Origin of the sequence: Staphylococcus sp. MZ3, from assembly GCF_018622755.1 — a bacterium.
Lineage (GTDB): Bacteria > Bacillota > Bacilli > Staphylococcales > Staphylococcaceae > Staphylococcus > Staphylococcus aureus.
On the sequence record NZ_CP076026.1, the window covers coordinates 1,943,002 to 1,957,177 of the forward strand.

The following is a 14,176-nucleotide window of genomic DNA, read 5'->3' on the forward strand; positions in this document are numbered from 1 at the left end:
ATTAAAATATAGACTTGATTTCATCAACAATTGCACCGATAAATAATGGATGTGTATTCGGCATTTTTGGACGATAATAATTCGCACCAATATCATCGCAAACAACTTTACATTCATAATCATTGTCATAAAGCACCTCTAAATGCTCACATACAAAACCTACTGGCGTATATATAAAGTTTTTATACTGATGTTTTTCATATAAATCACGTGTTAAATCTTGTACATCTGGCCCTAACCAAGGTGTACCTGTATTACCTTCAGATTGCCAACCAATCGCAATATGTTCAATATTAGATTGTTCTTTAATTAAAAGTGCAGTATGTTCTAGTTCTTGTGGATATGGATCATTATTCTTTTCGATTAAACCTTTTGGCAAACTATGAGCCGAAACAACTAATACCGTGTCTTTATGTTCCTCTTCCGGTATTTGAGCTAATGTTTCGTTGACTTTATTCGTCCAATATTCAATAAATTTAGGTTGTTCATAATAATGTTTCACATGTGTAAGTTGAATACCATATTTTGCAGCTTCTTCATCAGCACGTTTGTCATATGATCCTACTGAAAATGAAGAATAGTGTGGTGCTAGTACTACAGTGATTGCTTCAGTAATGCCATCATTGTGCATTTGTTCAACCGCATCTTCGATAAATGGCGAAATATGTTTTAATCCTAAATATAGTTTAAATTCAACATCTGCATATGCTTTATTTAATGCTGAAACTAGCGCATCAGCTTGGTCATCTGTTGTACCTGCTAATGGTGATAAACCACCTATAAATTCATATCTATCTTTCAAATCTTGAAGTTCTTCTTCAGATGGACGTTTACCATGTCTAATATCTGTATAATATGGCTCTATGTCACTTTCTTTATAAGGAGTGCCATAAGCCATAACTAATAATCCCATTTTTTTAGTCATTGATAATACCTTCCTTTAAATGAATTATCTTTCATGTGCTTCAATGTAATACTATGATTATCTTTGTGTATATGTGTGTACGAATTCGCTTACTTTACGTAACGTCTCTGGTTGCACTTCTGGGAAAACACCGTGTCCTAAATTAAAGATGTGTTTACCGTTCTCCATACCTTGATCTAATATTGGTTTCAATCTCTCTTCAATGACATTCCATGGTGCTAATAAAATTGATGGATCTAAATTCCCTTGTAATGTTTTAGTAACGCCTAATTGTTGAGCCTGATTAATAGATGTTCTCCAATCTAGGCCTAATACATCAATCGGTAAATCATTCCATTCATTGATTAAATGACTGGCACCTACACCGAATAAAATTACCGGCACATCATGTTTTTCTTTAACCTCACTGATTAATCGAATCATATGTGGTTTAATGTAACGTCTGTAATCCTCGACATTTAATGCACCTACCCATGAATCGAAAATTTGAATCAATTCGGCACCTGCTTCGACTTGAGCTGTTACATATTTAACAGATACATCAACTAAATGATTCATTAAAGCAAACCATGTTGCTTCATCTCTATACATCATCGCTTTTGTAAAATTGTAATTTTTCGATGGTCCGCCTTCAATCATATATGACGCTAATGTAAATGGTGCCCCAGTAAATCCTATTAGCGGCACATTTAACTTTTCTTCTGTTAAAAGTTTAATTGTATCTAATACATATGGTACATCTCGTTCGGGGTCTATTTGAGAAAGTTTCTCAACATCTTGAATTGTTTTGATAGGATTATGAATCACTGGACCAATACCCGATTTGATTTCTACATCGACACCAATTGGCTTTAATGGTGTCATAATATCTTTGTATAAAATTGCTGCATCTGTATGATAATTATCAACTGGTAAATGTGTTACATAAGCGCACAACTCCGGCTGATGTGTAATATCGAATAGTGAATATTTTTCTTTCAATTTTCGATATTCTGGTTGCGAACGGCCAGCTTGTCGCATAAACCAAACAGGTGTATGTGATGTTTCTTCACCTTTGATCATTTTTAAAATTGTATTGTTTTTATTATGCACCATAAAGGCCTCCTAAATTAAAATCATTCTTATCTATATTATCATATCGCTCATTCGTTCGTATTTTCAATAAATAAATGTCATAAAACTGACATTTAATCATAGAACTATTTATTGTAAATTTAAATTCTAAAGTCCATTATTTTGTATCATTACTTCTAAATATCTCGCAAGATTCATTATAGTAATTTTAATCAATTATTAATAGTGGTAATGACTAGTTTATCATCGTATAATAAATAAAAACATAAGGGGGACCTTTCATATGAAGAAACTATATACATCTTATGGCACTTATGGATTTTTACATCAGATAAAAATCAATAACCCGACCCATCAACTATTCCAATTTTCAGCATCAGATACTTCAGTTATTTTTGAAGAAACTGATGGTGAGACTGTTTTAAAATCACCTTCAATATATGAAGTTATTAAAGAAATTGGTGAATTCAGTGAACATCATTTCTATTGTGCAATCTTCATTCCATCAACAGAAGATCATGCATATCAACTTGAAAAGAAACTGATTAGTGTAGACGATAATTTCAGAAACTTTGGTGGCTTTAAAAGCTATCGTTTGTTAAGACCTGCTAAAGGTACAACATACAAAATTTATTTCGGATTTGCTGATCGACATGCATACGAAGACTTTAAGCAATCTGATGCCTTTAATGACCATTTTTCAAAAGACGCATTAAGTCATTACTTTGGTTCAAGCGGACAACATTCAAGTTATTTTGAAAGATATCTATACCCAATAAAAGAATAGATTCGAAGAAAACTTCCATTGGTTATGCTGTTAACGTATAGATGCTAATGTAATCTGAACGCCGTATCATTTGGCGTTCAACATTACATGCACCTTTACAACATACATGCCAATGGAAGTTTTTTAGTCTCGTAATAATGTTTCCTGATATTTTAACTTTTTAATAATACTTCTAATCGTTAATAAACCTACAATATAGAAAATGAGTACAACATAGAATAACGTCATATGTTTTATAATAAATGTCACTGCAAACACAGTACAAATAACAAACATTAATCTATATAAAAACTGTTCATACCCTTTGATTACCTTCTCTTCAGGTACAGGCCACACTTGAGGCCATAAGCCATATGCTTGCTGTGAATAAAATTGTGCCATTTGTAACAATATAATATATACAAATAAACACCCAATAATTGCTGTCACTAATGGATATGATAACCAAACCATTAATAAAACTGCAATAATTACTAACCTAAAGATAATATTAAATGCGTCTCTCCCTCTTATAAAGCTTCTAATAAATAAGAATAAATACATCGCATTAGAGTTAAATTTACTACCCTTTGGAACTGGTAAAAGTATATCTAGATAACTTCTTCTGACTGCAGATTCTTTCAAATGTTTTACATCGGTGAACATATTAACAAATTTATAATAATTCATATGATGTCGATGTTCGATTGCAATCATTTTCTCCCAAGGATACAAAAAGCCTGGTTTATATTTTTTAACTAAAAATTCTATTAACACAGGCAAAGCAACCATCACAAATGCGATGTACCATTTTGGAGCTAATAGTAAGTAATATGTTAGAGCAAAGGTGATGAATGATATTAAATTAACTTGCCATGTTTTAAGTCCCGATTGATACCATTGCCATCTTAAGCGTAAACCAACATATGGAAAAATTAATGCACTGACTCCAAAACAAATATAAAATGCCACATTATGTTGATTAATATTGTAAAACAACGGGAACATTACAATAACAATAATGAGTTGGATTAATATGCGCGCAAAGTAACTATATAAAATCGCATGGCGCATAAATTGAGACATGTGTTTTTCAAATGGTAATAAAAAGATTTTATCCGCTTCTTTTAGGAGTGGTCGCATTGGAAAAATGGATGTCAATGCTACAATCACTGCTGCTATTAATGAAAAATTGATATTCGTTGGAATATGTTTTAACCATTCACCATATCCAAAAATAAATGCACCCAGCAAAATAAGTAAAAAGACCATGAAATGACCATTAAATATAAACTTATTATAATAATTTTTCTCTTTACGAAGGGCATGTAATCTTTTATTAAATAATGTGGTCGCTTGGTTACGCATGTACATCTCCACCTTGCGTCACATGAATATATATATCGTCTAATGTTTGATTATGTAAGCCAGTTTGTTGTCTCAATGCTTCTAAATCTCCAAATGCAACGACTTCACCTTCGTCAAGTATGATAAAACGATCACAGTAACGTTCAGCTGTTGCTAAAATATGTGTACTCATTAGAACGGTTCTACCTTCGTTTTTCTTTTCAACCATTAAATCTAACATGGATTGAATTCCTAATGGATCTAGGCCAAGGAATGGTTCGTCTATAATATACAATTCGGGATTAACGATAAACGCACAAATAATCATGACTTTTTGTTTCATCCCCTTAGAAAAATGACTCGGAAAAACTTTCAATTCATTTTCTAAACGGAATGTCTTTAATAATGGCATTGCTCGATTCATCGCTTCATCACGATCAATATCATATGCCATTGCTGTCATCTCAATGTGTTCCTCTAATGTGAGTTCTTCATAAATAACCGGAGATTCCGGAATATAAGATAACTTTCTTCTATAAGCCTCTATGTCATCATTAATGTTGATATCTGAAATTGATAGAGATCCTTCCATAGGTGTAAGCAATCCTAGCATATGTTTAATCGTTGTACTCTTACCAGCGCCATTAAGGCCAATAAGTCCAACAATTTCGCCTTTGTTTAATTCAAAATTTATATCTTTAATTACAGGGCGTTTTCCATATCCACCTGTAAGCTGTTCTACTTTAACTGTCATAAGGCACCTCCATGACTTATATTGTACCAAAAATTATAAAATGCTCATATTAAATACACATGTCCTAATATCGAATTTTTAGCGACAATGTTATAATGAATGGTAATACAAGTTGAAAAGGAGTGTAGTCATCATGTCAGAAACAATTTTCGGCAAAATTTTAACTGGAGAAATTCCTAGCTTTAAAGTATATGAAGACGATAATGTCTATGCCTTTTTAGATATATCACAAGTTACTAAAGGACATACGTTATTAATTCCTAAAAAAGCTTCTGCTAATATCTTTGAAACTGATGAAGAAACAATGAAACATATCGGTGCAGCATTACCTAAAGTAGCAAATGCTATTAAGCGTGCATTTAATCCTGATGGTTTAAACATTATTCAAAATAATGGTGAGTTTGCAGATCAATCTGTATTTCATATTCATTTCCACTTAATTCCTCGATACGAAAATGATATTGATGGATTTGGTTATAAGTGGGAAACACATGAAGATATTTTAGATAACGATGCAAAACAACAAATTGCTGAACAAATTCAAGCACAATTTTAAATGTATGCTTAATCTAAGCTCGAACGGGTATAATATGATTAATATTATAACAATTGCGTTTGAAGTGATAACATCAAGGTTAGCAATTTTAAACAAAATGAGTTATCAAGATAACAGATGTTAAAAGTGAGGAGAATATAAATGAAAGCATCACGCATTCTATTCGGTATCGGTGTTGGTGTAGCAGCTGGTTTTGTAGTTGCACTTCAAGGACGAGACGACAAAAGTGTCAAGAACAACACAATCGATCGTACTGCCCCTACTGGTTCAAAATCAGAACTACAACGTGAATTTGAAACGATTAAACAAAGTTTTAATGACATTTTAAACTATGGTGTTCAAATTAAAAACGAAAGTGCGGAATTTGGTAGTTCAATTGGTGGTGAAATTAAGTTATTACTTGGAAACTTCAAATCTGACATCAATCCTAATATTGAACGTTTACAGTCACACATCGAAAATTTACAAAATCGTGGCGAGGATATTGGAAACGAAATTTCTAAGTAGCAGGTTACGTTCTCGATCACAACTATTTTTATTAGTAACAGCATATTTATTTTTTAAATTTAAATGCCAAATAAACGAGATGACATTAGAAATTAGATATTTCTTGTCATCTCTTTTTTAAAACTCAAATGAACTTATGTTTACAAATTATAGGAAGACATTGTTTGTAGTAGTTTTCGCTTAAATCCTATTTATGAATTGATTGAAAACATTGCTTAGGATTCATTGTGTTATCCTTGCACTTTGATTACGCTTTACTTAAATCATTATCGACAATCAACATACTTATATTTTCATTGAGCCGAACCTTATATACACATTACATATACCTTACTTGCACAAATTATTAATCTGGTGTTTATTATAATTACATATCACTATATTTTTAGCATTTGTATGACTTAGTTGGTCAAAAGATGCTTTTGCATATGCCCTGCCATATCCATTTTTTATATTATTCAAGTTTTCAAATACTCATGTCACACGCGCCTTTTTCATAAGTGATGCTTTATTAGCAAGAAGATGTGTTCGCAGAAATTTATTCTGCATTCTACTTCTACGCTAGTCAATCAGCCAATTTTACCAAACTCCACTTTCGCGTTTCAAATCAAACAATACGTCGCCCCTTTCTTCTTATATAACAATTCTTCTAACATGATATGTTACTATTGAATTACTGAACCTGAGTTAGTTATAATCTAACTTATATTGAAAAGAGATGAGGCGTAAGATATGTTTTTATGTAAAAGACAAATTGATATCAATGCACGATTTGGTTTGCCTAGAATTGCATTTATGAGTGCAGTTGCAACCATCATTATGTTTTTAGTTAGTTATGAAGTAATGTATTTTTTATCTAATACGCCATTATCAGATAGACATTTTCTCATCTTTTTATTACTTGTATTTATGACGTATCCATTACATAAAAGTATACATTTATTATTTTTCTTACCATATAGAAAATCGTTTAAAGTTCATAAGTTGACTAAAAGAAAATGGCTTATATTCTATAATACCTACGTCAATCAACCTGTACACAAATTTTATTTTTGCATTAACTTAATATTGCCGTTAATTATCTTATCTGCAATGTTCGTTTATCTAACAATTTTATTCCCGCAATATGGACATTATTTTATGTTCTTATTGGCATTGAATTTCGGTATTTCCATTACAGATTTATTATATTTAAAAATAATTATATTTTCTAATTATGGACAATATATAGAAGAACATAGTACAGGTATTAATATTTTGAAAAAAATTAAAAATCCATATCATTTATAACAAAATAATTATAGCAAGGTGTTATTATTTGTTTTTAGGCTATGTAATAGCTTAAAATCAAATGTATATAGACCTTGTTTTTTTATTTTCATCAATTTCTACCCCTAAACCTAATGCTCTAGTCTGATGTCATGGGTTATTGATTGGTGATAATATAAAACTATGTTATATTCACGATGATTAACTTACAAAGGAGTTTCAACTATGAAGATGATAAACAAATTAATCGTTCCGGTAACAGCTAGTGCTTTATTATTAGGCGCTTGTGGCGCTAGTGCCACAGACTCTAAAGAAAATACATTAATTTCTTCTAAAGCTGGAGATGTAACAGTTGCAGATACAATGAAAAAAATCGGTAAAGATCAAATTGCAAATGCATCATTTACTGAAATGTTAAATAAAATTTTAGCTGATAAATATAAAAATAAAGTTAATGATAAGAAGATTGACGAACAAATTGAAAAAATGCAAAAGCAATACGGCGGTAAAGATAAATTTGAAAAGGCCCTTCAACAGCAAGGTTTAACAGCCGATAAATATAAAGAAAACTTACGTACTGCTGCTTATCATAAAGAATTACTATCAGATAAAATTAAAATCTCTGATTCTGAAATTAAAGAAGACAGCAAGAAAGCTTCACACATTTTAATTAAAGTTAAATCTAAGAAAAGCGACAAAGAAGGCTTAGATGATAAAGAAGCGAAACAAAAAGCTGAAGAAATTCAAAAAGAAGTTTCAAAAGATCCAAGTAAATTTGGTGAAATCGCTAAAAAAGAATCAATGGATACTGGTTCAGCTAAAAAAGATGGCGAATTAGGTTATGTTCTTAAAGGACAAACTGATAAAGATTTTGAAAAAGCACTATTTAAGCTTAAAGATGGTGAAGTATCAGAGGTTGTTAAATCAAGCTTTGGATATCATATTATTAAAGCTGATAAACCAACAGACTTTAACAGTGAAAAACAAAGCCTGAAAGAAAAATTAGTCGATCAGAAAGTACAAAAAAATCCAAAATTATTAACTGATGCATACAAAGATCTATTAAAAGAATACGATGTTGACTTTAAAGATCGTGATATTAAATCAGTTGTTGAAGATAAAATCTTAAACCCTGAAAAACTTAAACAAGGTGGCGCACAAGGCGGACAATCCGGCATGAGCCAATAACACAAAACCGAGCGACCGTGGTTCAAAAATCATACCACGGCCGCTCGGTTTTTTCGCATTAAAAATCGGACAGTTGATCTCATGTTTCAGTATACTCATCTGTCCGATATCTTTTAATTCTTAATCGAGTGATTCAGGATTGTAGAATCTACGATTTTCAAGACCAAATATTTTATCTGTAAACTGACCCTTGTCAGTTTTTTTATAAGCCTTTTCAAACATATTCATTCTAGCATCGATATTATCGATATAGCATAAAATTTCTGCTTCTTTTAAGTATGGCAGTTTTGGCGAACCATACTCTAACTTACCATGATGAGATAAAATCATATGTCTTAACAACATGATTTCTTCTCCTTCAATGTTCAATTCACGAGCTGCTTCAACTACTTCATCACTCGCAATCGAGATGTGTCCTAATAAGTTACCTTCGACTGTATACGACGTCGCAACAGGACCACTCAATTCTCTAACTTTACCAATATCATGCAAAATAATACCACTATATAACAAACTTTTGTTTAACAATGGATAAATGTCACAAATTGATTTTGCAATACGTAACATCGTTAATACATGATAGCTTAAGCCACTCGCAAAGTTATGATGATGAGAACTAGCAGCTGGATATGCGTAAAATCGTTCTTGATATTTTTTCAATAAATGACGTGTGATACGTTGTAAATTAGCATTTTCAATATCTAGCAAATAATGAGAAATCTCTTCTTGTATTTCTGCCGGTGATAAAGGTGCACCATCTACAAATTGTTCTGTTTTTAATTGATCTTCAGTTGTCGCTAGTCTAATTTGGTTGACTTTCATCTGTTTATTTCCGCGATAGTTTATGATGTCACCTTTAACATGTACAATTTCTTCAGGCTTGATTGTTGCCATATCATTTTTTGTAGCCGTCCAAAATTTCGCTTCAATTTCACCACTTTTATCTTGCAAATGTAATGTCATATAATCTTTACCTTGTGCTGTTACACCCTGTGTAGCTTTATGCACTAAGAAAAAGTGATCAACTGAATCTCCGGGATTTAGATTCTCTATATTTCTCATCGTTTCCCGCCTTCCTCTATTTTGTTTAATGTAATCACTTCTTTTGATGGAACAATATTATCTTTTACACATGTAAAGTATAGTACTTGATAGTGTTCTGATAATGATCGTAAATAATTCAACATTTTTTCAGTACGTTTTTTATCAAAATGAACAAATGCATCATCAACAATTAATGGGAACGGATAATATGGTCTTAGTACCTTAATTAAACTGATACGTAAAGCTACATAAAGTAATTCTTTTGTAGATTGACTTAGTTCAACAGGATCATATAATTGACCATTAACATGTTTAACCGTAATTGAATCTTCATTATAGTTAATCATCGTATATCTGCCATCTGTTAAATGCTTCAATATTTCTACCGCTTCATTAATAACTTGAGGCAAACGTTTATCTTTAATTTGTTTAATGTGTTCATCAACTAAACTTTGTAAATAACTTAAACTTGCCCAATCTTTTGCGATATCATTAAGTTGATTTTTAAGACTGTGATATTCATGTCTTAAATTAGCAAGCGTTGTATCAGTTTCCATGTGATTGATTTGTGCACTTAAATCACTGACTTGTGCTTGCATTTCAAGATATTGCTCATTATATTCGTCAACTTGAGTAGCCAATAAATGATCTTCTTCTTCAAGTTGTGCAGTTGTTTTTTCACTTAAACTAGAACTTAATTCATAAGAATAGTTTTGGTTCTCAAGATATTTAGTTAAATCATTAAAACGACTCAAATTACTAGTATAAGTTTGGTAATCTTCATGATGTTGGTAAAAATCTTCTTCAGTACCAACATTGATAAAATCGAATAGTGCTGTAATTTCTTTATTATTTTCTTCTAATTGAGCATTTAAATGATTTAATTCATTTGTAACAAGTTTGGTATTTTCAGCATTAATACGCCATTTTTCATTCGTGTCTTCAGCTGATTTCAACCATTGTTGCACATCGTGGAATAAAGATAATTTGTTGAAATAAACAAATTGTGATTTTGTAACAGCTTCAGCATGATTGTAGAATGTATCTAATTCTTGAACCAATTGCTGGCGTTGTTGATTTAAATCACTGATATGTTGATCTAATGCTTTAATATTCGCCATTGTAGAAATACTATCAACAATTAAATCATTTGAAATTTTAGATGATAAGTATAATTCATCCTTAACGTTCTCAACTGTCGATTGTAATTCATCATGACGCCCTTTCGCATCATTTAAACGACCTTCAATATACTGACGTTTCTCTTCTAAAATATCTTTATTTTTCAAAGCTTGTTGCCAGTGATCACGAATGCGATATTGCTCATCAAGATCAAAATCTAAGTCATAATTTTCATCTAAAATGGCTAGTTGTGCTTTAATTTCTTCGATTTCATCTGTGATGGCCTCGCTATAATCTACTTCTTTTGATTTAGACATGATGATACCGATAACAAATACTAAAGTTAATACTGCGAAAATAATACCAAACAACATGTTGTTTGAAATAAATGAGAAGGCAGTTAAACCAATACCTACTAATGTTAAAAGAATAAACGTTGTTCGTAACAATTTTTGACGTTTTTGTTTTTCTTGTTGCTCAATTTCGAAACGTTCTTTCAATTTGCTATACAAGTTCTCTTTTTCGTTTAATTCAATGACTTGTTGTGAGTATTCTTTTTTCTTTTCAAAAGTCTCTTCAGGAACTATTTTTTCTTCAACAGAATCTAGTTCGCTATGAACCGCATTATCTTCGATTTTATTTTCTTCTAAACTACGTTCTAATTGTTTAATGTATGCAGCTTGTTCTTGTTTATTCTTGATTTGCTCACTGACATAACTTTTCATTGCCTCTGAACTATCTACGTCATGATGCGTTTCAGACCAACCAATATTTGCTTGCAGTTCATCTTTATCACGTTGTTTATTCGCAATATCCTTTTCGATTGCAGTAAGTTCAAATTCTTTATTTTTAATTTCATTTTCTTGTTGATTCAAACTAATGAAGGCATCAATATCAGATTGTTTAACTGGCTCTAATTGAGTCGCTTCTTCTTTAAGTTGAGCTAAACGCTCATTTCTTAAACCAATATCTCTTTCTAACGATTGCTTATGCGCTCGTGCTTTTTCGTAACGATCCACACCTTTTTCTGGGAATGTGATTGGCTCAATATTTAACTGTTGTTCTAGAGACTTCCATTCTTGTGAATGATCATGTAAAGCAACCTCTTTTTGTTTTTCTTCATGCATTTTTGATAATTGATTTAAATTATGCTTTAAATTCTCTAATCGACGTGATGATTTATCTCGATCATCTACTAAGCGATGATATGTTTCTAGTTTAGCTTCTTCTTCACGAATTTGACTTTCTAGTTGTTTTAATTGCTCAATTTGTTGATTAATGATCGGATTTTTACCTGATTTTTTATATAATTCATCTTTTTTACGATTAATCACTTCGCGCATTGACGTGAATTCAGTTGATCCTAAAGCCCCTGCTTGTAATAAATAATCTTGCAATTGTTTTTCATTTAGATTTCTATGAATGTCTTGAAGCCCTAGTACATCAAATGAAAAGATACCTTGATATGTCTTTTTAGAAATATAATTAAGTTTCTTTTGTAACCAAGCATCATCACGCACAGCACCATTAGGTAAATATACTTTCACATCACCTTGAGCACTGCCTTTAATTCGTTCAACTTCAATCTCTAAGCCATCATCAAGAATAAGTACTAATTTACCACCGTATTGGTTACCTAGACGTGGTTCTAGTCTTGGCTCTTTAGACTTTTTAGTTGGAAAACCAAATAATATCGAATGGATGAATGCTTGAATCGTCGATTTACCCGCTTCATTTTCACCAAAAATTTCAGTGAAGTTTTTATTAAATTCAATTTTACGTTGAACAAATTGACCGTAACCATAAATTTCAAGTGATTTAATTATCATTTTGTTCACCTCTCATTTCAGCTTTTAATATTTCTTCAGCACGATTAACTAATGCTGTATGGTCGAATGTTCCATAATCGTCTAGGAACTTTGATGCCCTTGGATTTAAATATAAATCTGACATCGCTTTATCAAAAACAGCTTGATCGACTAATAATTCCGCTGAAAATTCATTAACTAAAGGTGACTCATCATTTTGTGCATATTGTATTTTTAACTCATCAATATATACAAATTGATTTTCGTTTTCTTCATAATCTGTAATCATTTCTTCAACTTGTAATAAATCTTGAGGTGAAATTAATGTCTCACTATTAATAACAAGCGTTAAACGATAAAAGGCTTTTCCTTCTTCTCTCACTTGTTCTTTAAAGTTTTGAATGACCTCGTATAAACCTTGCTTAGATGTCTTATCCGTTTCAATAGTTGCTTCTTCAAATCTAATATACTGTGTAGGATAAAATTTAGTCTTTAATTTTAAGTGGTCACCCTCGATTAATAAGCAACCTTTTTCACCTTGCTCATTAAAATGTCTACCTTGAATATTACCTGAATAGTTAATTACAGGCATATCACTTAATTGTTGACGTTCATGTATATGACCTAAAGCCCAATAATGATACAATTTACTGTTTAAATCTTCTAAAATGAACTCGGTATATCTTTCGTTAACTGAAGATTTACTATACGTACCATGCAAGACACCAATATGTATGCCTTTTTGGCCTTGACTTGATGGATATTCATCAATCTTGTTCTCATAACTTGCTCTATTTTCATAACTAAATCCGTGAATATAAATTGTTTCACCAGATTTAGTAATTGCTTCATACGTCTCAACTTTATTTGAAAATACAGAAACATTATCTGGCCAGTTTGATGAAATCTTTGATGATAAAGGATCGTGATTACCATGACAAACATAAACAAAGATTTGTTCATTTTGTAAACGTTCAAATTGCTGTTTTAAGAAAATTTCAGCACGTAATGTTCTGTTTTCACTATCAAATAAATCACCCGCGATAATTACAAAATCAACATCTTGTTGTAATGCAATATCTACAATATTTTTAAAACTTTCATAAGCACTTTTTTGAACATCCTCAAAAATTTTAGGGCTTATATGACTCTTAGATTTGAAAGGACTATCTAAATGTAAATCCGAACAATGAATAAATTTAACCATACATCCATATCTCCTTAATTAAAGGTTCTAACATCAATTTTGCAAAATCCAACTATACAAAGCATTCTAATCACTATATTCATACTTATAGGTGTAGTGATTCATTAGCTGATTTATTAAAACCAGTCGCCATTTTTATTTCGTTAAAAAACTATTATCTACACAATAATAAAGTGCTTTAGTCAAATCGTGATGTTTTATTTATTAACAAGTTTATTATTTCTTCATTTTACCATAATACGCTTCATATCGTCGATGAACATATGAAATTGAGACACATTTATAACAGTTTAAAATTTTATTTGTAGCGTACGTTGATATTTTTCAAAAATTTCAGTCGGAAATGCAATTTCCGTAGTTATTAACACCGCTAGTGAATCAAATGGCACATTAAAGATTTACATGATTACTCTACTAGATTTGCTCGGCAGTAATGACCAATTAGAAACTAAATGTCAAAACTATCATTGCACTTAATACGCCAAACATTTTCAGGCCGTTCTTAATGAGTCATTAAAAGTGAAACGCTTTTCCATCAGTCCGATACATGACCGAACTAATAGTATTATGTTGAAAACTTTACACTTCAAAATGCAAAAAGGAAGTTAG

General features: G+C 31.2%; 14 protein-coding genes. 5 read left to right on the plus strand and 9 right to left on the minus strand.

The genetic code is table 11. From position 1 onward, the window contains the following. Window position 1: 1 nt before the first annotated feature. The 3 genes from hemH to KI230_RS09375 are packed head-to-tail and all read right to left on the minus strand — an operon-like array spanning window position 2 to window position 2,120. Entirely contained in the window at window positions 2–925 is a 924-nt protein-coding gene (hemH, locus tag KI230_RS09365; RefSeq protein ID WP_000162881.1) for a ferrochelatase, read from the minus strand. Window positions 926–982: 57 nt separating this feature from the next. Then, window positions 983–2,020 carry a uroporphyrinogen decarboxylase gene (gene hemE / locus KI230_RS09370; RefSeq protein ID WP_000233526.1) on the minus strand — a complete coding sequence of 346 codons (1,038 nt, stop codon included), beginning with the start codon at window positions 2,018–2,020 and terminating at the stop codon, window positions 983–985. Beyond that, on the minus strand, window positions 2,010–2,120 hold the full coding sequence (locus tag KI230_RS09375; RefSeq protein WP_001790154.1) for a hypothetical protein: 111 nt from the start codon (window positions 2,118–2,120) through the stop codon (window positions 2,010–2,012). The genes hemE and KI230_RS09375 overlap by 11 nt, the downstream gene beginning before the upstream one ends. A gap of 162 nt (window positions 2,121–2,282) precedes the next feature. On the opposite strand from KI230_RS09375, the gene traP reads away from it, so the two are divergent. Then, window positions 2,283–2,786 carry a signal transduction protein TRAP gene (gene traP, locus KI230_RS09380; protein WP_000737976.1) on the plus strand — a complete coding sequence of 168 codons (504 nt, stop codon included), beginning with the start codon at window positions 2,283–2,285 and terminating at the stop codon, window positions 2,784–2,786. Window positions 2,787–2,909: 123 nt separating this feature from the next. On the opposite strand, the gene ecsB is transcribed toward traP, so the two are convergent. Further along, entirely contained in the window at window positions 2,910–4,133 is a 1,224-nt protein-coding gene (ecsB, locus tag KI230_RS09385) for an ABC transporter permease EcsB (protein ID WP_001245769.1), read from the minus strand. Then, window positions 4,126–4,866 carry an ABC transporter ATP-binding protein EcsA gene (ecsA, locus tag KI230_RS09390; RefSeq protein ID WP_000216874.1) on the minus strand — a complete coding sequence of 247 codons (741 nt, stop codon included), beginning with the start codon at window positions 4,864–4,866 and terminating at the stop codon, window positions 4,126–4,128. Before ecsA ends, ecsB begins: the two co-directional genes overlap by 8 nt. Before the next feature lie 133 nt (window positions 4,867–4,999). On the opposite strand from ecsA, the gene KI230_RS09395 reads away from it, so the two are divergent. From KI230_RS09395 to prsA, 4 genes are all read left to right on the plus strand, one after another. Then, on the plus strand, window positions 5,000–5,422 hold the full coding sequence (locus tag KI230_RS09395) for an HIT family protein (protein ID WP_045176861.1): 423 nt from the start codon (window positions 5,000–5,002) through the stop codon (window positions 5,420–5,422). A gap of 141 nt (window positions 5,423–5,563) precedes the next feature. Beyond that, window positions 5,564–5,929: a YtxH domain-containing protein gene (locus KI230_RS09400; RefSeq protein WP_072472489.1), complete on the plus strand. Its 366-nt coding sequence runs from the start codon at window positions 5,564–5,566 to the stop codon at window positions 5,927–5,929. A 732-nt stretch (window positions 5,930–6,661) separates the two neighbouring features. Then, a complete protein-coding gene (locus KI230_RS09405) occupies window positions 6,662–7,219 on the plus strand; it encodes a DUF3267 domain-containing protein (RefSeq protein ID WP_000477957.1) in 558 nt (185 codons plus the stop codon). Between the two features lie 204 nt (window positions 7,220–7,423). Next, on the plus strand, window positions 7,424–8,386 hold the full coding sequence (prsA, locus tag KI230_RS09410) for a peptidylprolyl isomerase PrsA (protein WP_000782121.1): 963 nt from the start codon (window positions 7,424–7,426) through the stop codon (window positions 8,384–8,386). Window positions 8,387–8,506: 120 nt separating this feature from the next. Here the strand turns inward: prsA and yhaM are convergent, their stop codons facing one another. From yhaM to KI230_RS09430, 4 genes are all read right to left on the minus strand, one after another. After that, complete coding sequence (yhaM, locus tag KI230_RS09415; RefSeq protein WP_001244171.1) at window positions 8,507–9,448, minus strand: 3'-5' exoribonuclease YhaM; 942 nt, start codon at window positions 9,446–9,448, stop codon at window positions 8,507–8,509. Beyond that, window positions 9,445–12,381, minus strand: a complete 2,937-nt coding sequence (locus KI230_RS09420) for an ATP-binding protein (RefSeq protein ID WP_000584628.1) — start codon at window positions 12,379–12,381, stop codon at window positions 9,445–9,447. The genes yhaM and KI230_RS09420 overlap by 4 nt, the downstream gene beginning before the upstream one ends. Beyond that, on the minus strand, window positions 12,371–13,567 hold the full coding sequence (locus KI230_RS09425; RefSeq protein WP_000238226.1) for a metallophosphoesterase family protein: 1,197 nt from the start codon (window positions 13,565–13,567) through the stop codon (window positions 12,371–12,373). Before KI230_RS09425 ends, KI230_RS09420 begins: the two co-directional genes overlap by 11 nt. A gap of 290 nt (window positions 13,568–13,857) precedes the next feature. Then, window positions 13,858–13,956, minus strand: coding sequence for a hypothetical protein (locus tag KI230_RS09430; protein WP_001791795.1), 99 nt, complete (start codon window positions 13,954–13,956; stop codon window positions 13,858–13,860). Window positions 13,957–14,176 lie beyond the last annotated feature (220 nt).